Genomic DNA, 16,529 nt, shown 5'->3' with positions numbered 1-16,529 from the left:
TGAACCGGCAATCAAGCCTCCGCATCTTGATTTTTATAACGGTCCATACAAATATCTGTAACCAGGCACGACAACCGGGGTCTTGACGATATGGCGCGAAAAACCAGCGAAACGAGTCCGGCACGCCGCGGACGGCCACCCGCCTACGACGCTAAAACGGCCCTCAAGCGAGCAACCGAAACCTTTTGGAAGACCGGCTACTCCGGAACTTCGCTGGACAAGGTCGCGGCGGCCACCGGCATGAGCCCGCCGAGCCTCTATGCAGTCTTCGGCAACAAGCACGCACTCTACCTCGAGGCGCTCGCCCGCTATTGGGACGTCAGCCTCGCCGCCACGCGCGACGCCCTCGCGGGGGACCACCCCCTAAACGAAGCGCTGATGCTCGCCTACGACGCGGCCCTTTCCATCTACTTTTCGGGCAAGGGACACGCCCGTGGTTGCTTTGTGCTCGGAACTGCGGTTACCGAAACCGCAGAAGATGCGGCGATCCGAAAGAGCGTTGCGACAGGACTTCGCGCGATCGACGCTGATTTCGAGGCACGATTCCGTCTTGCAAAGGACAAGGGCGAACTGAAGCGCGATGCCGATCCCGCGGCGCTCGCCATCCTGGCGGCGGCCACGATGCATACGATCGCAATCCGGGCCCGCGCCGGCACCTCCCGCGCCGAACTGAAGGAGCTTGCCCGCAAGGCGGTGGATGTGATTTGCGGATGACAGACGGCGGCACGGCCAACCGCAACGACGAATGCCACCGGGGAACGCTCATCTCACAAGCTTCGGTCATCGCTCGCTCCCCGGGCAACATGTCCTTGGGTTCAGCCCAATCCCTCGACGATGCGGACGTCGCGCTCGCAGGCATTGCCGAGCACCTTGAGCGCGTCCTGATAGGCGGGGCTGTCGTGCGCCGCCACGGCGAGCTCGAGGTTGTCGAACTCGGTCACAGTGGCGCGCTGCGCGATGCCCTGCTCATAGACCTTCGCCGCATTGCCACGGGCGAGGAACCGGCCACCATTGGCGATGATGGCCGGACCTGCGAGCTTCGCATAGGCCGCCAACGCCTCTGGATCGGAGATCGAGCGATAGAGGGTGATCCAGTATCCCTTGGCCATCGCTAGCTCCCGGCAGCCACCGCGCGTCGCGGCAGCTTCCAGTCGGGCCGGATGAAATGACAGGTGTAACCGTCAGGATAGCGTTCGAGATAATCCTGATGCTCAGGTTCTGCCTCCCAGAATTCGCCAACGGGGGCGACTTCCGTCACCACCTTACCGGGCCACAGACCCGATGCCTCGACATCGGCAATGGTGTCTTGGGCAACGCGCTTCTGCTCGTCCGATGTGTAGAAAATCGCTGAGCGGTAGCTCGTGCCCCGATCATTGCCCTGGCGGTTGAGCGTGGTGGGGTCGTGGATCTGGAAGAAGAACTCCAGCATGGTGCGAAAACTGGTCTTCGCGGGATCGAACATGATCTCGATCGCTTCGGCATGACCTTCGTGATTGCGATAGGTGGCGTTCTTCACCCGACCGCCGGTGTAGCCGACCCGCGTCGAGATCACGCCGGGCTGCTTGCGGATGAGATCCTGCATGCCCCAGAAGCAGCCTCCGGCCAAAACTGCGCGCTCTGTCGTCATTTGATGCTCCATCTCGTCAATTCGGATGATCTGACCTTACTGCGTCGCCACGTGCAAGCGAGGGTCATCATGATCATCGTGATACTCCAGACCAAGCGGTCCGATCGCCGACACCTGCGTGATGTATTCGCCGGACTTCGCCCAATGAAAATGCCAGGTCTCGCCGGGCAGGACAATCACGCTGCCCGGAGGATAGGCTTTCACCTGATCGCCATCGAAGGTCTCACCAAGTCCGATGTAGAAGACGCCCGACATGACCGTATAGATCCGGTCCTCCGGATGCTTGTGCGGCATCAGCTTGGTGCCGCCGGGCACCCTCACCCGGACCACATAGGGGCCGGGCTCGGTGGGATGACCAACCATGACGGCAAGCCGCGCCCCAGGCGGAAATGCTGGAAACGGCTTCCAGTCGATATCCTCGGGCAGGATCGCCCGGAACCTGTCTTCATCCGGCTGATGCTGGCGTGGCATGATGCCGTCTCCGCGGGTTGGCTAGGTCAATTTGGCGTCGAGCGTGATCGTCGCGTTGAGCACTTTCGACACCGGACAGTTCTTCTCGGCCTCGCCGGCGATCTTGGCAAAACCAGCATCGTCGAGGTTCGGCACCTTGGCGCGCAGGGTCAACGCCGACTTGCTGATCTTGAATCCCTTCCCATCGGGATCGAGGGTGACCGCGGCCTCCGTGGAGAGCTCAGTCGGCGTGAAGCCCGCGAGCTGAAGACCGAAGGCCAGCGCCATGGTGAAACAGCCGGCGTGGGCGGCTGCGATCAATTCCTCGGGATTGGTGCCCTTCTCGTTCTCGAAGCGCGTCTTGAACGAATAGGGCGTCTCGGCGAGCACGCCGGATTCGCTCGATAGGTGGCCGGTGCCGTCGCGACCGGTGCCCTGCCATACTGCTTTTGCCTTGCGGATCATCTGTTTTCTCCTTGATTGCTTGTAGTCGTTTGGCGGCGCTCCGCACCGGTGGAAGGCTATCCCGGCATCACTGCCGTGTCGCCCTCCAACCGGTCGAGCGCCGCAGCGGTTCCATCAGATGCCGATCTGTCCGACGTGGAAGCCCAGCCGGTTTTCGACATCGCCCGCGCGATGAAAACCACGCGCCATGAGCGCCTTGATCCGGGTTTGGCTCGCGGGACGACCAAGAGCTCCTATGAACGCGCCCCACTCCGGCTTGATTTCCTCATCCGGCGGCAGGCTTGCGACATCGACCAGACGCTTGGTCTCCGCAATCGCGTCCTTGTCGAAAGTGGCGATACGCATGGCGAGCGCCTCGACGAAGCCATCGAGTTCCGTATCCGGCATCGACCGGTTCACGTAACCGTAGCGTTCGGCAAGATCACCATGGATGTCGTCGGCACTCAGCAGGACCTCCAGCGCACGGCCGCGGCCCATCAAGCGCGGCAACCGCGCCATCGGCCCGCCGCCAGGCACCAGGCCCGCACCGACCTCCCATTGCGACAGGATCGCCTTCTCGCGACTGGCAAAGCGCATGTCGCTTGCGAGCGCGAGCTCACTGCCGACACCGGTCGCGCGGCCCCGGATCGAGGCAATCGACACCACCGGTGCACGGCTCAGGCGCACCAGCATGTCGGGCAGCGCCTGCAGCCCGGTCGGCCCCGGCGGGATGCTCAAAGAGTCCTCCAGCGGCGCCAAGAAGTCGTAATGCGTGATGAAGAAGCCTTCGACAGCACTGTCGAACACCACGACCTTCACCTGCGGATCGGTTTCGATCGCGGTGATGATATCGTTGAGCAATGACAGGTGCTTCGGACCAAAGATGTTCACCGGCGGCATGTCGAAGGTGACGCGCCAATATGTCGGCAGGCGCCGCTCCAGTCGGATCTGTTCTGCTGTGAAGGTGCGTTCGGGGCGGTTCATGATGTGCACTCCTGATGTGGTCTTGAAGGGCGAGGACGCGCGTCGCTCCGTGCGTCCTGCTTGGCTCAGATCGATTGCCGCAACGGACGGAACGCCGTGCGCATTTCGGCGCAGAACAGCGCGGGCTGCTCCCAGGCCGCGAAGTGGCCGCCCTTGTCGAGGCGGTTGTAGTGAATCAGCTTGGGATAAGCCTTCTCGGCCCAGCTGCGCGGTGCGGCGTAGATCTCGTCCGGGAAGACGCTGACGGCGACCGGGATGTTCACGTGCTTGGGCGCGAAGAACACCAGCTTGTTTTCCCAGTACAAACGCGCCGACGAGACCGCCGTGTTGGTGAGCCAGTAGAGCGTGATGTTGTCGATGACGTCATCCCGCGACAGCCCTTCGGCCTTGCCGTCGAAGGCCCGCGCGATCATCGCAGTGCTGCGCGCGTCGTGATCGAGCATCCATGACGCCAGGCCGGCCGGCGAATCGACGAGCCCATAGAGCGTCTGCGGCCGGTTCGACATCTCGATCGCGTAGCCGAGACCGTGCTTGTAGAAATCGTCGAGCTGATCGTAGGCATAGTTCTCGTCCGCAGAGAGACCGGACGGCTTCGACCCGCCGGGCTGAAGCGCCTTGGCGATGTCGTCGGGAACGGTTGCCGGCATGTTGGTGTGAATGCCGAGCAGCTCGGGCGGTGCCAGCAGCGCCATCTGCTCCGTCACCGCATTGCCCCAATCGCCGCCCTGCGCAACGTAGCGATTGTAGCCGAGCCGCTTCATCAGCACGACCCAGGCGCGTGCTACACGCTGCGGATCCCAGCCGAGCTCGGACGGCTTGCCGGAGAAGCCATGACCGGGCAGCGAGGGGATCACGAGGTCGAACGCGTCCGCGGCCTTGGCCCCATGTGCGGTCGGATCGGTCAGCGGGCCGACGATCTTCATCTGCTCGATGACCGAGCCCGGCCAGCCATGGGTCACGATCATCGGCAAGGCATTCTCGTGCCTGGAACGCACGTGAATGAAGTGAATGTCGACGCCGTCGATCTCGGTGACGAATTGCGGCAAGGCATTCAACCGCGCTTCCGTCTTGCGCCAGTCGTAGTCGGATTGCCAGTAGCGCACGAGCTGCTGGACGGTCGTGAGCTGCACGCCCTGCGACTGGTCGGTGACGATCTCGCGATCCGGCCAGCGTGTCGCTGCGAGACGGCGGCGCAGATCGAGCAGATCTTCCTCAGGCACGTTGACGTGGAATGGACGGATTGCGCCGCTTGCGGCGGCCTTCGCCGGATGCGTCGGAAACAGGCTCGCCGTGCTTGCAGCAACAGCTATCATCGCGGCCTGGCCCAGCAGTTGACGGCGGTCGGGGTTCATCATGTCGGCTCGTGTTTGCGTCGTCATTTTGGATCTCCCTGGCTCTGGTCTGTGACGTTGACCGAAATTCGAGATCGACAAATCGGTTCGTCCTGAAAAACAGATTGGCTCAGACACCGGCCGTTGGCTCGTTATGGATTGTTAGGCTGCGTTAGCCGTTGCGAGTCGTCGTGCCACAGCGCTGCAAGTTGACGAGGGACGATCTTCGGGACCTAAACGCATCACGGCGCCCGATGAGCCATCGCGCGCCGTGAACCTCGATCCAACATCCATGCTCGCGATTTAGGTCGGCAGCGGCTGGCCGGCTTGCTCGCGCACGATGTAATCGGCGTACCAGTCCTGCCAATTCTCGTCGTGCACGCCGGTGCGCTTCTCGTGCTCACCATGCGCCGCCGCCGCGCGGCGCAACGCGCGCGCAAGTTCGCTTGACGAGGTGAATGTGGTGTCCGTCGTATCGATACGACCGGGCAGCCGCGTGGTGATTTCCTGGAATAGCCAACCGTTGCCGTCGGGATCCCTGAAAGAAGCAAACGAGCTGTAGCTGCCGCGTTTCGGATCAGCGCCGTTGAGCCGGACAGTGCCGAAGAGATACGGCTCGTCCGTTCCGGCGTGAACATCGCCGCCACCATGGAAGGATTCGCTGATCTTGACGCCACGCGCGAGCAAATCCTGCCGTGCCGCTTCGAGATCGGAGACGATCAGATACAGGCCTTGCGCCGAACCGGGCGCCGCTGGCGTGACATTCTTGCCGAAGATCACCGAACAGGCCGAGCCCGGCGGCGTGAACTGGATCACGCGCCAACCGTCTCCCGAGGCGAAGTCGGCATCCAGCCTCCAGCCCAGATTCGCATAGAAGGCTTTCGCGCGATCCACATCCGACACGGGGATCACGACGACCTCGAGCTTGAGGTCGACTGTGCGCGATTTCGCTGACTGGGCGTCGGCGGGACGATTGATCTCGGTGGTGGTCATGTCGAACTCCCTGATTTGAGGTACGGGCTCGCGACCGAGACCCGCTTCTGAGACCACGACTTTCGCGAAAGTTCGGGAATAATGCTCGTTATGGGATGTTATGGCTCGTTAGCGATTGAGATTGCGAGCGCGGCCGCTTCCTCAGGCGACAGCGAGCGGCATTGCTATCGTCACGCGTGTGCCGCCCTGCCCGGCCTCGCCCTGCATCCGGGCATCGATGCTGCGCGCCAGGCCTTCCAGGATCCGGCTGCCGGCCCCCTGAAGCGGCCCGGTCGCGCCGACACCATTGTCGGTGACCGCGCAGAGCCAACCGCCCTCGCGGCTCGCCACCTCGATGCGGATCAGCGCACCCTTCTTGTTCGGAAAAGCATGCTTTGCCGCATTCGTGACCAGCTCCGTCAGCATCAGTGCAAGCCGGTGACACTGCCAAGCCGGCAGGGCGCCGCTCTCGATCGATGCCTCGCAGCGGACGCCCGCCGGTTCCAGCACCGCCTCCGACAGCGCTCCGCAAAGCCCTCCGAAGAAAGCCTCGACGGAGACCATCGCAAGATCGTCATTGTCGGACAGAAGTTGGTAGAGCCGGCCGAAGGCAACGATGCGCCGCTCCAGCCGGTCAACGGCGACCGACATGTCCCTGGTCCCCGCCCGCGTGAAGTCGCGGCGGACTGACGCACCCAGGAGCGTCAGGGTGTTCTTCATGCGATGATGCGACTCGCGCAGCACGAGTTCCCAGTCACGCGAGACATCGTCGAGATTGGCGACAAAGTGAGATCGAACGCGCCGGTCGTTCGTCCGAGAGCTGATTTCGGGCATGATAGCCTCCCCCGTTGGAAATAGGCCTAACTCGAAAACTATACTGATACAGTCGTGCGGCTCACGCTCGTTAGACGTTGCAAGATTGTGTTATGATCGCGTGCGCATGACGGCGGCAAAACATGACTGCTGCTTGGAGCATTCCGACACTGACGGACTTTTCCCGATCACGGCATAAGCCGTTCGCGTTTAAGCGAAATTTGTAGCGTTTCGTTCGAGCAATCCTGCGTGCGCTGCTCGATTTCGCCGCTTTCGACCGATTTACTCACGGTCTCGTTCTGGTAGATCAAACAGACAGAAGCACTTTCCTTTCATCGGAATCATGGCGCGTGCCGGACACCAACGACCAGGACTCAGCCATTTCCTTCGGGGCCTTTCGGCTGCTTCCCCGGGCGCGGCTGCTCGAGAAGGATGGCGTGCCGCTTCATCTTGGCGGACGTGCGCTCGACATCCTGATTTTTCTCGCGGAACGTGCCGGCGAGGTGATCGACAAGCGGGAATTGGTCAAGCGGATCTGGGCCGATGTGAATGTCGATGAGGGCAGCCTGCGTTTTCACATCACGTCCCTGCGCAAAGCGCTGGGCGATGGCGGCGAAGGCTCCCGTTACGTCGTCAACGTGCCCGGCCGCGGCTATTGTTTCGCCGCGCCGCTGCTTCGCGCCGCGCCTGCGGAGAGCCGGCCACACGCGCCTGTGTCCCAGGTCCGGTCCATACCTGCCCCGCTCGCGAGGATGATCGGCCGAGACGACGCCGTCGAGAAGATCGCGGCTGAACTGTCCCTGCATCGGTTCGTCACCATCGTCGGCCCCGGCGGCATCGGCAAGACCTCGGTCGCACTTGCGGTCGCGCATGGTCAGCATGCGGAATTCGAGGGGCAGGTCTGCTTTGTCGATTTCGGCGCGCTGACGGAGCCGCGGCTCGTTCCCGGCACGATTGCCGCCGCGCTTGGCCTGACCGTCAATTCCGACGACCCGATACCGGGGTTGCTGACGTCATTGCGCAACCGCCGGACGCTGCTCGTCCTCGACAGCTGCGAGCACATCATCGACGAGCTCGCTCCGCTGGCGGAGCGCATGGTGCGGGAAGCCGAGGGACTGCATGTTCTCGCCACCAGCCGCGAGTCCTTTCGCACCGAGGGCGAACGGGTGTACCGGCTGTTTCCGCTGGATTGTCCGCCGCAACGCGACGGGCTCAGCATGGCCGACATTCTGGCCTATCCGGCGAGCCAGCTTTTCGTCGAGCGGATTGCCGAAAGCCTCAGCGAATTCGAGCTCAGTGAAGAGGATGCGCCGCTCGTCGCCGATATCTGCCGGCGTCTGGACGGCATTGCCCTTGCGATCGAGCTTGCCGCCGGACGGGTCAATGCCTACGGGATTGCCGGCACGGCCTCGCTGCTCGACAGCCGTTTCTCGCTTCTGTGGCGGGGGCGCCGCACCGCTATACCCCGGCACCAGACGCTGAGCGCGGCGCTGAGCTGGAGCTACGACCTCCTGCCCCAGGCCGAGAGCGCGACATTGCGCGGCCTGTCGGCATTCGTCGGGCCGTTCACGCTCGAAGCTGCGCTCGCGGTCGCCGCATCTCAGGGCATCGACGAGGCCGAAGCGGTCGAGGCGATCTCGAATTTGCTGTCGAAATCCCTGATTGCGACGTCGCCGGCAGAACGACGTCTGAGATACCGCCTGCTCGATACGACTCGCGCCTTCGTGGGCGACAAGCTCATCGAGAGCGGAGAAGCGCCCCGCGTGGCGCGCGCCCACGCGGAATATTTCCGCGACTTCCTGCACGACATTTCCGTGAAATCGACGGGCATGCAGAGCGCCGGCGGCTTCCTGCCCTATGCCGACCATCTGCCGAATGTGCGGGCCGCGCTAACCTGGAGCTTCTCGGAGCACGGCGACCGCGCGCTCGCCGTCGACCTGGCAGCTTCGGCCGCGCAGTTCTTCCTCGAGCTGACATTGCTCACGGAATGCCATAGCTGGACCCAGCAGGCCCTCGCCTCGGCCGATCATTTCGACAGTCGCAAGGAAATGACTTTGCAGGCGGCGCTCGGCGTCTCCGTGATGTTCACGCAAGGCAATACGGACGGCGTCCGGTTGGCCTTCACGCGAAGCCTGCAACTTGCCGAGGCCCTCGACGACCTGCATTGGCAGCTCTGGCTGTTGCGCGGGCTGCATATCTACCTGACCCGCGTCGGAGATTTTCACGGCGCGCTCGGCACCGGCATACAGGGCGAAGGCGTCGCCAGGAAGCTGAACGACCCCACCAGCACCCTGAACGTCGAATGGATGCTGGGCGTGGCGCATCATCTGATCGGGAATCAGGACAAGGCCGTTCAGTTTTGCGAGAGCGCGATGGTGCACAATCCGGGCTCGCAGCGACTGAATATCGGCCATCTCGGCTATGACGACCGCATTGTCGCGCTGGTCGCCTTGGCGCGCGGGCTCTGGCTCAGCGGCCGGCCCGATCGTGCCATCGAGGCGGCGCGATACACGGTGCGCCAGGCCGAGCAGCTCGAGCAACCCCTGACGCTCGGCATTTCCCTGATCTGGACGATCTACGTGTTTCTGTGGGTCGGCGACTGGGCCAGCGCCGAAAGCCTGATCGATCGGCTGATCGACCACTCCGCACGGCACTTCCTCGGCCCCTATCACGCCGTCGGCATTGGCCAGAAGGGCGAACTCCTGCTCCGCCGCGGGGACATCGCCGGCGGCATCGAGCATCTCCGCCGCAGCCAGGCGACCCTGTACGCCACGCGGCACCGGATCATGACCACGGTGTTTGCAACGGCGCTCGCGGAAGGCCTGGCGGCCCAGAACGAGTCCGGGGAGGCTTTGCGCACGATCGACGAAGCCATCGCCCAGATCGGCGATCACGGCGAATCCTTCGACATGCCGGAAATGCTCCGGGTCAAGGCGGACATCCTGGTCCAATCCGCGAGGGCGACGGAGGCCGAAGCCTGTCTCCAGCAATCGCTTGCCTTGTCGCGCCGGCAATGTGCGCGCGGCTGGGAGCTGCGGGGTGCAATGAGCCTCGCCCGCGTCTGGCAGCGGGCCGGACGAAAGGGCGATGCGCAGGCCCTGCTCGCGCCGCTGGTCGGGCAATATCAGGAAGGCCTGTCGAGCCGCGACCTGGTCGCGGCCAAGGGGCTCCTGAACGCGCTGAATTAAGAGCATCTTCAACGGGATACCGTGCCACCGGGCTCTTGCAACTCCTAACAACTTCTAACACGCCAAGCCGCCCCCGCCCCGCCATGGTGACGACAATTCATGGTGGATGCAGCGAGACATGGCACTTCTTGACGATGCGATCGACGCCTGCGGGGGCTTGGCCCGCTGGAACAGCTTGAGCCGGTTCACGCTGCATCTTTCCGTTGGTGGGGCCCTGTTCTCCGACGCCGGACATGCGCGCGAATTCAAGGACGTCACCGCGGAGGGATCGACGCGGACGCAATCGGTCCGCTTCACCGGCATCACCGGCGGCGAGCGGTCCGGCGCGTTTGCGCCCGACGCGATCACGATCGAAAGCCTCGATGGCCAGGTGCTGCGGACCTGGCGCAACCCCAGTCTTGCTTTCCCGACCAATGGCACACACGCGCTGGCGGACGAACTGCATCTGGTCTTCTTCTGCGGCGTCCAGATCTGGAACTATCTCACCACGCCGTTCCTCCTCGCCCGTCCCGACGTCGCGATCGAGGAGCTGCCGCCGTGGCAGGAGAACAGTGAGACCTGGCGGCGCCTACGCGCGCAATTCCCGCCGGGCCTGATCAGCTTCGCGTCCGAGCAAGTCTTCTATTTCGACGGCAGCGCGTTGCAGAGACGGACCGATCACGATCTGCTCGGCGCACGTGTCGCGCACTACTCCTGGGCCCATGAGAGCTTCAACGGCATCGTGGTTCCAACCCTTCGGCGCACGCGGACGCTGCAACCCGAAGGCGCGGTCGTCGCCAAGCCAGTGCTGATCGACGTCGAAATCTTCGACGCTGTCTTCGAATAACGACGCGAACGGCAACAAGCCTGACCAACACGGCCCTCTCACCACCTAACAATACATAACGGGCTAACAGCCCGGCCCGGGTGCAGATTGCGTCTCACGAGCAGCGAACAACGTTGCGGGCTCGGACGAGACCTACGCCGGCGCAGTTCCGTCACGACGGGCTGCGTCACCCAGCGAACGCAATCACGGGAGACAGCTATGAAAGTATTGATGGTCATCACCTCGCACGACCAGTTGGGCAATACCGGACGCAAGACCGGTTTCTGGCTCGAGGAGCTTGCGGCGCCCTATTTCGTCTTCAAGGATTCCGGGGCCGAGATCACACTCGCCTCGCCGAAGGGCGGCCGTCCGCCGCTCGATCCCAAGAGCAACGAGCCCGAGTTCCGCACGGACCTCACGCTCCGCTTCGAGAAGGACGCCGCCGCCGAAGCACAGCTCGACAAGACGGTTCGCCTCGACAGCGTCAGGCAGGAAGACTTCGACACCGTGTTCTATCCCGGCGGCCACGGCCCAATGTGGGATCTCGCCGAGGACAAGGATTCGGCCAAGCTGATCGAGTCCTTCATCGCCGCCGGCAAAACGATCGCGGTGGTCTGCCACTCCACCGGCGCGCTACGCCACGTCAAGGCGCCGAACGGCAAGCTGCTGGTCGAAGGCAAGGAAGTGACGGGCTTCACCAACGGTGAAGAGGAAGAGGTGGGGCTCACCAAGGTCGTGCCCTTCCTCGTCGAGGACGAGATGCTCAAGCTCGGTGCCGTCTTCTCGAAGACCGCCAATTGGGGCGTTCACGTCGTCAAGGACGGCCTCCTGATCACCGGCCAGAACCCGCACTCGTCCGGACCGGCGGCACAGGCACTGCTCGCTGCACTGGCCCAGCAGGCCAAGTCGGCCGCCTAAGCACGCGCTCCAGGAGAGGTGCAACGAGCACCTCTCCATCCCCTTCAAAATTGAAACTCGCGCAACTCCATCGCTGGCAATGGCTGGGTATTCCAGGAGGTCACCGCGCGATTGACCGGGCATATCGAGGACGGCGACGAGAGCTTTACGCCGGAGCTGACAGATGTCGTCCGCCGCGCGGAGGCTGCCCGGCACGGCCGTGAGGGAATAAGCGACCTCGGCCTCAAGTCCATCATGGTGGCCGCTGGATAACACGGCTCCCCGACCCATTTCTCCAAATACAAAAGGCGCAGCGCCATGAACATCCCGACCTTGCTCACCCTCTCGGCCGCTCTTGTCGGCATGGCGCTGCCCGCCTCTGCCCAAGACCTGCGGTCCAGCCGGCGCTCGATCAGCTATCACACGGTCGACGTCCAGGGCCTCAAGATCTTCTATCGCGAGGCCGGGCCGGCGGACGCACCGACCGTGCTGCTGCTTCACGGCTTTCCCTCCTCCTCGCGGATGTGGGAGCCGTTGCTGCCGCTGCTTGCGGACAAGTACCATCTCATCGCGCCCGATTATCCCGGCTTCGGCAACAGCAGCGCACCGCCACCATCTGGTTTCGACTACACGTTCGACAATATCGCCGGTGTGATCGGCGAGCTGACGGGTAAGCTTGGCCTGAGCAACTACGTCCTGTTCATGCAGGATTACGGCGGTCCTGTCGGCTTCCGGATGGCGCTGGTGCACCCCGAACGGGTCCGCGCCATCGTCATCCAGAATGCAGTGTCGCATGAGCAAGGCCTCAGCCCGCTCTGGGCTGCGCGGCGGAAATACTGGGCCGATCCGGCGCACGAGCTCGAAGCGCTCAAAGCCAACTTTACGTCCCTCGAAGCGACGCGGCAGCGGCACCTCGGCGCGAGCCCGCGCCCGGAGCGCTACGACCCCGACACCTGGACCGACGAATATGCGTTCCTGACCCGTCCCGGACAGCCGGAAATCCAGACCACGCTGTTCCTGGATTATCGCACCAATGTCGCGTCCTATCCGAAGTGGCAGGAGTGGCTGCGCAAGACCAAGCCGCCGACGCTGGTCGTCTGGGGTAAATATGATCCGTCCTTCACCGTTGCCGGCGCGACCGCCTATCGCGACGACGTGCCCGATGCCGAGGTTCATATCCTGGAAGCCGGCCATTTCGCGCTGGACGAGGCAACCGATGAGATCGCGTCGCTCGTCCGCGACTTCCTGGCGCGGCTCGACGGCCATTAGCACCGCGCGCCCAACGGTGCCGCCCGGGATACGCCCCGCCGGCAGCTCAACGGCGCTTAACAACGCTTAACGGGCGGCGGCCTGCGTTCGGGCCTATCGCTATGGAGTGACATCACCCCATGCGAGAGGAAACGGCCAGGATGATTCCGCTGCTGGCAAATGCGATCGAAGCCCATGGTGGCCTGAGCCGATGGAACGCACACAGGCGCCTCACCGCCACGATCGTGACGGGAGGGGATTTGTGGGCGCTGAAGGGCCTCGATCAGGATCAGGATCCGCGCACGATGCGGATCGATCTGCATCGCCAGTGGGCATCGCTCGAGCCGTTCGGGAAACCTGGCCAGCGCACCGAGTTCAGTCCCGACCGCATCGCCATCGTCGCCGCGGATGGACGTATCGTGGCCGAGCGGAAGAATCCACGCGCTTCGTTCGCACGGCACGACATGCGGACGCATTGGGATCCACTGCACCGCGCCTATTTCAACGGCTACACGCTATGGACCTATCTGACCACGCCCTTCCTGCTCGCCATGGACGGATTCGAGGTGCGCGAGATCGCGCCCTGGCGCGAAGGTGCCGAGATCTGGCGCGGACTGCGCGCCTGCTTTCCGGCAGCGATCGCAAGTCACAGCCTCGAGCAGGACTTCTATTTCGGCCCCGACATGCTGATCCGGCGGCATGACTATCGGGTCGAAATCGCCGGACATTTTCCCGCCACGCAATATGCGTCTGATCCCGTCACGATCGGCGGGATCACGACTCCGACGCGCCGGCGAATCTATCTCCGCGACGACGATCTGATGCCGATGCGCGATGCGCTGATGGTGTCGATTGACCTCTCGGATCTGCGGTTCGACTGAGAAATCATCCCTTCAGCCCTCGTCCAGCATCGCCCGTGCCGCTCTCAGATCGGCGGTCTCAAATCCTTCCGAGAAGCGCGCGTGGGTTTTGGCGAGATCGTCGAGCGGATTTCGAACGCCTTGACGACGCCGCAGCCGCGCCAACGACATCTCACTTCGCAACCGCCAGGACAGGGCCCCCTGCCGTTCGGCCATCGCAATCGAGGCTGCAAAACTTGCTTCGGCAGCGTCCAGTTCGTTGCCGCGCGCCTCGAGCTCGCCGCGCAGGCGCAGCAGCTCCGGCATGTCGAAAGCGGCGCCCTCGGGGCTGATGCGAGCGATCGCCTCTTGCAGGACAGCACGTCCCTCCGCCGATTGACCGAGCGCAGCCAGCCCCTGCGACAGTTCCGCAATGAAGGCCGATGCGTAGAGTTCGTAACGATCCGCGTGCAGGCGTGGCAGCGCGGTCCGCAGCAAGTCGATCCCCTCCCTCACATTACCGCGGGCGATCATGGTCTGGGCCCGAAAGCCGGCCGCGACGGCCTCGTAAGGCGCGAGCCCATGCATGCCGGCATGCGTCGCGAGCCGCCCGGTCAACGCCTCGACGGTGGCCCAGTCGCCGACCCAGCCAAACACCGAGGCCGACCAGCACAGCGCAATACAATGCATGACGACGTCGCGTGGCGCAGCCGCGCCGATGAGCGGACGGACGCATTCCACCGCACGGTCGGGGAAGCCGCGCAACCACAGCACCCGCGCCAATGGAATCTGCGGCGTGCGCGAATAGGCAAAATGACCAGGTTGCGCCCCGCGCAGCGCCGCATCGTCACGCACGCCCTCGTCCAAATGGGCTTGCGCCTCGGTCTGGTTGCCGACGAGATGATAGGACACGCCGACGAGGGCCTTGCTGCCGGCGATTCCCGCGGTATCGCCGATCAGGCGCGCGACCCGCTCGGCCTCCAGCGCGATCGGGACCAGATGCCGGAAATCGCCGGTCCGGCGATAGAACATGTTGAGCCGCGACAGCAGCCTGAACTTGTTGGCGTGGTCGCCCAGGGCCTCCGCGATCTCCAGACCGTGCTTCAGTGCGCTCTCGGCCTGCTCGCTGTTGCGTTCCGTGAACATGAAGGCGTGGCCGAGCGCGGACTGGAGCTCGAGCTCCCATCTGCTGCCGCGGCTGGTGTCGTCGAGCATCGCAAGCGCGCGCTGGGACCACAGCCGCGCCTCGTTGAGCAGATTGAGCTCGATGAACAGCCGGGCGCAACTCCCCGCCAGCAGCACGCGCAGATCGGCGCCAAGATCGTTGGCATAGCTCCATTCCAGCGCGGCACGGGCATCGGCGAGCAGGCTCGCGCGGCTCTGCGAACGCGAGGCCTGATCGCCGCCCGCCACCTCCATCATGCTGGCTTCCAGCGAGCGCTGAACGTAGCCAGCATGCCGGCGTGCAACCGCTTGCGCCTCGCCGGCTTCGACCAGCTTCTGGAGAGCATAAACGCGCGTGGCGTCGAGCAGGCGGTAGCGGCGCGAAGCGCCCTCCGGCCGTGTCGACACCAGCGACTTGGCCACCAGTTGCTCCAGCGCATCGACGACACGTTCGACCGGCTCGGTCTCGGCGGCCGCGACCGCGATCGCGTCCTGAAGCGTGAAGGAGCCTGCAAAGACGGCGAGGCGCTGAAGCACGATCCGCTCGGCCTCCCCGATCAGGCCAAAACTCCAGTCAAGCGTCGCGCCGAGGGTCTGTTGCCGCGGCGGCGCCGTGCGCCGGCCGCGCCATTCGAGCTTCAACCGGCTGTCGAGCAGTGCAGCCATCTCCCGCAACCCGTAGACACCCACGCGCGCGGCGGCGAGCTCGATCGCGAGGGCAATGCCATCCAGCTTGCCGCAGATCTCCGCAAGGATCTCCGCGTCCTCATCGGGGACGTCGGACCTGTGACCGGCCGCGGCGGCGCGCTCCATGAACAGACGTGCCGCCGGATAATTCACCATTTCGTTTGCGCTGAGACCGGCGCCCTGCGGCGGGCCCGGCAGCGGAATAAGCTCGAAAATCTGTTCGCCTTCCACCAACAGCGACTCGCGGCTGGTCGCGAGAAGGCTGACGCCCGGCGCCTCGCGGTGAATGGTCTCCGCGAGGCGTGCGACCTCGTCGATCACATGCTCGCAACTGTCGAGGATCAGCAGCAGGCGGCGGCCGCGCAGAAAGCTGACGACACTGCCGGTCGGATCGGAATGATGCACGACAAGACCCAGCGCGGCGGCCAAAGTGCTGGCGACGAGCGCCGCGTCCTTCAACGGGCCGAGGTCGAGAAAATGGACGCTGCCCTCGAACGTCTCCCACATCTCGTGCGCCAGTGCGATCGCGACAGTGCTCTTGCCGATGCCGCCGGGCCCCCTGAGCGTGACGAAGCGCTCACTGAGCAGGCGCAATGCCAGCTCCGGCAGCACGTCCTCTCGCCCGATCATCCTGTCCAGGCGATGGGGCAAGGACAAGGGCGACGCCACGCTTCCGGCAGCCTGCGGCGCAGGCTTCGACGCCGGCCGGGTCTCGCCGCGTTCCACCGTCGCGACGAAGCAATAGCCGCGGCTCGGGATGTTCGTGATGTAGCGAGCGCCGTCCTTGCCGTCGCCCAGAACCTTTCGGAGCTCGGCGACGTGGACCCGCAGGCTGATCTCCTCGACGGCCAGACCGGACCAGGCAAAAGCCAGGATTTCGTTTTTCGGCACGACCTCGCCGGCCCGGCTTATCAGCAGGCGCAAGATGTCCATCGCGCGGCTACCCAGCTTGACCGGCACACCGTCGCGCTCGAGCAGGCGCGACCGCAGGGAGAACGGCCCGAACGAAACCGCGTCGAGATCGAGGCTCGCGAAACCTTTGCCACGAGGGGCATTTTCCAAGGGGAGCTCGGTCACTTG

At 64.2% G+C, this 16,529-nt stretch carries 16 protein-coding genes; 7 read left to right on the top strand and 9 right to left on the bottom strand.

The window, feature by feature from the left end; translation table 11 throughout:
- The first annotated feature begins 90 nt into the window (after positions 1-90).
- Positions 91-714, top strand: coding sequence for a TetR/AcrR family transcriptional regulator (locus NLM31_RS16635; RefSeq protein ID WP_254192917.1), 624 nt, complete (start codon positions 91-93; stop codon positions 712-714).
- A 101-nt stretch (positions 715-815) separates the two neighbouring features.
- Here the strand turns inward: NLM31_RS16635 and NLM31_RS16630 are convergent, their stop codons facing one another.
- The 8 genes from NLM31_RS16630 to NLM31_RS16595 form a co-directional block, all read right to left on the bottom strand.
- Positions 816-1,109, bottom strand: a complete 294-nt coding sequence (locus NLM31_RS16630; RefSeq protein WP_254130390.1) for a DUF1330 domain-containing protein — start codon at positions 1,107-1,109, stop codon at positions 816-818.
- A 2-nt stretch (positions 1,110-1,111) separates the two neighbouring features.
- On the bottom strand, positions 1,112-1,627 hold the full coding sequence (msrA, locus tag NLM31_RS16625) for a peptide-methionine (S)-S-oxide reductase MsrA (RefSeq protein WP_254130389.1): 516 nt from the start codon (positions 1,625-1,627) through the stop codon (positions 1,112-1,114).
- A gap of 36 nt (positions 1,628-1,663) precedes the next feature.
- Positions 1,664-2,098 carry a cupin domain-containing protein gene (locus tag NLM31_RS16620; protein ID WP_254192916.1) on the bottom strand — a complete coding sequence of 145 codons (435 nt, stop codon included), beginning with the start codon at positions 2,096-2,098 and terminating at the stop codon, positions 1,664-1,666.
- 21 nt (positions 2,099-2,119) lie between these two features.
- Positions 2,120-2,542 (bottom strand): OsmC family protein, encoded by a 423-nt coding sequence (locus NLM31_RS16615; RefSeq protein WP_254192915.1) that lies wholly within the window; start codon positions 2,540-2,542, stop codon positions 2,120-2,122.
- Between the two features lie 114 nt (positions 2,543-2,656).
- On the bottom strand, positions 2,657-3,505 hold the full coding sequence (locus NLM31_RS16610; protein WP_254192914.1) for an enoyl-CoA hydratase/isomerase family protein: 849 nt from the start codon (positions 3,503-3,505) through the stop codon (positions 2,657-2,659).
- Between the two features lie 65 nt (positions 3,506-3,570).
- Entirely contained in the window at positions 3,571-4,884 is a 1,314-nt protein-coding gene (locus NLM31_RS16605; RefSeq protein ID WP_254192913.1) for an epoxide hydrolase family protein, read from the bottom strand.
- Between the two features lie 255 nt (positions 4,885-5,139).
- Positions 5,140-5,829, bottom strand: a complete 690-nt coding sequence (locus tag NLM31_RS16600; RefSeq protein WP_254192912.1) for a VOC family protein — start codon at positions 5,827-5,829, stop codon at positions 5,140-5,142.
- 141 nt (positions 5,830-5,970) lie between these two features.
- Positions 5,971-6,642: a sensor histidine kinase gene (locus NLM31_RS16595; RefSeq protein WP_254192911.1), complete on the bottom strand. Its 672-nt coding sequence runs from the start codon at positions 6,640-6,642 to the stop codon at positions 5,971-5,973.
- 329 nt (positions 6,643-6,971) lie between these two features.
- Between NLM31_RS16595 and NLM31_RS16590 the strand changes: the two genes are divergently transcribed.
- The 6 genes from NLM31_RS16590 (at position 6,972) to NLM31_RS16565 (ending at position 13,640) form a co-directional block, all read left to right on the top strand.
- Positions 6,972-9,809 (top strand): winged helix-turn-helix domain-containing protein, encoded by a 2,838-nt coding sequence (locus NLM31_RS16590; RefSeq protein WP_254192910.1) that lies wholly within the window; start codon positions 6,972-6,974, stop codon positions 9,807-9,809.
- Between the two features lie 118 nt (positions 9,810-9,927).
- Positions 9,928-10,635 carry a hypothetical protein gene (locus NLM31_RS16585; RefSeq protein WP_254192909.1) on the top strand — a complete coding sequence of 236 codons (708 nt, stop codon included), beginning with the start codon at positions 9,928-9,930 and terminating at the stop codon, positions 10,633-10,635.
- Positions 10,636-10,833: 198 nt separating this feature from the next.
- Positions 10,834-11,532, top strand: a complete 699-nt coding sequence (locus NLM31_RS16580) for a type 1 glutamine amidotransferase domain-containing protein (RefSeq protein WP_254130381.1) — start codon at positions 10,834-10,836, stop codon at positions 11,530-11,532.
- A 111-nt stretch (positions 11,533-11,643) separates the two neighbouring features.
- On the top strand, positions 11,644-11,784 hold the full coding sequence (locus NLM31_RS16575; protein ID WP_254130380.1) for a hypothetical protein: 141 nt from the start codon (positions 11,644-11,646) through the stop codon (positions 11,782-11,784).
- Positions 11,785-11,829: 45 nt separating this feature from the next.
- The gene (locus NLM31_RS16570; protein ID WP_254192908.1) at positions 11,830-12,780 is read left to right on the top strand and encodes an alpha/beta fold hydrolase; all 951 of its coding nucleotides are present in this window, start codon (positions 11,830-11,832) and stop codon (positions 12,778-12,780) included.
- A gap of 140 nt (positions 12,781-12,920) precedes the next feature.
- The gene (locus NLM31_RS16565; protein ID WP_254192907.1) at positions 12,921-13,640 is read left to right on the top strand and encodes a hypothetical protein; all 720 of its coding nucleotides are present in this window, start codon (positions 12,921-12,923) and stop codon (positions 13,638-13,640) included.
- 12 nt (positions 13,641-13,652) lie between these two features.
- Here NLM31_RS16565 and NLM31_RS16560 read toward each other — a convergent pair whose 3' ends face one another.
- The gene (locus tag NLM31_RS16560; RefSeq protein ID WP_256561391.1) at positions 13,653-16,511 is read right to left on the bottom strand and encodes a winged helix-turn-helix domain-containing protein; all 2,859 of its coding nucleotides are present in this window, start codon (positions 16,509-16,511) and stop codon (positions 13,653-13,655) included.
- Positions 16,512-16,529 lie beyond the last annotated feature (18 nt).

Origin of the sequence: Bradyrhizobium sp. CCGUVB4N (assembly GCF_024199945.1) — a bacterium.
Taxonomy (GTDB): domain Bacteria; phylum Pseudomonadota; class Alphaproteobacteria; order Rhizobiales; family Xanthobacteraceae; genus Bradyrhizobium.
Note: the sequence above shows the minus strand (reverse complement) of the source record. Positions and strands in the feature narration are given on the sequence as shown.

Excerpts from the sequence above, each read along its gene's own strand:
- NLM31_RS16595 (WP_254192911.1), bottom strand. The coding sequence starts at position 6,642 with ATGCCCGAAATCAGCTCTCGGACGAACGACCGGCGCGTTCGATCTCAC.
- NLM31_RS16570 (WP_254192908.1), top strand. The coding sequence starts at position 11,830 with ATGAACATCCCGACCTTGCTCACCCTCTCGGCCGCTCTTGTCGGCATG.
- NLM31_RS16580 (WP_254130381.1), top strand. The coding sequence starts at position 10,834 with ATGAAAGTATTGATGGTCATCACCTCGCACGACCAGTTGGGCAATACC.
- NLM31_RS16620 (WP_254192916.1), bottom strand. The coding sequence starts at position 2,098 with ATGCCACGCCAGCATCAGCCGGATGAAGACAGGTTCCGGGCGATCCTG.
- msrA (WP_254130389.1), bottom strand. The coding sequence starts at position 1,627 with ATGACGACAGAGCGCGCAGTTTTGGCCGGAGGCTGCTTCTGGGGCATG.
- NLM31_RS16565 (WP_254192907.1), top strand. The coding sequence starts at position 12,921 with ATGATTCCGCTGCTGGCAAATGCGATCGAAGCCCATGGTGGCCTGAGC.
- NLM31_RS16630 (WP_254130390.1), bottom strand. The coding sequence starts at position 1,109 with ATGGCCAAGGGATACTGGATCACCCTCTATCGCTCGATCTCCGATCCA.
- NLM31_RS16600 (WP_254192912.1), bottom strand. The coding sequence starts at position 5,829 with ATGACCACCACCGAGATCAATCGTCCCGCCGACGCCCAGTCAGCGAAA.
- NLM31_RS16585 (WP_254192909.1), top strand. The coding sequence starts at position 9,928 with ATGGCACTTCTTGACGATGCGATCGACGCCTGCGGGGGCTTGGCCCGC.
- NLM31_RS16635 (WP_254192917.1), top strand. The coding sequence starts at position 91 with ATGGCGCGAAAAACCAGCGAAACGAGTCCGGCACGCCGCGGACGGCCA.
- NLM31_RS16605 (WP_254192913.1), bottom strand. The coding sequence starts at position 4,884 with ATGACGACGCAAACACGAGCCGACATGATGAACCCCGACCGCCGTCAA.
- NLM31_RS16615 (WP_254192915.1), bottom strand. The coding sequence starts at position 2,542 with ATGATCCGCAAGGCAAAAGCAGTATGGCAGGGCACCGGTCGCGACGGC.
- NLM31_RS16610 (WP_254192914.1), bottom strand. The coding sequence starts at position 3,505 with ATGAACCGCCCCGAACGCACCTTCACAGCAGAACAGATCCGACTGGAG.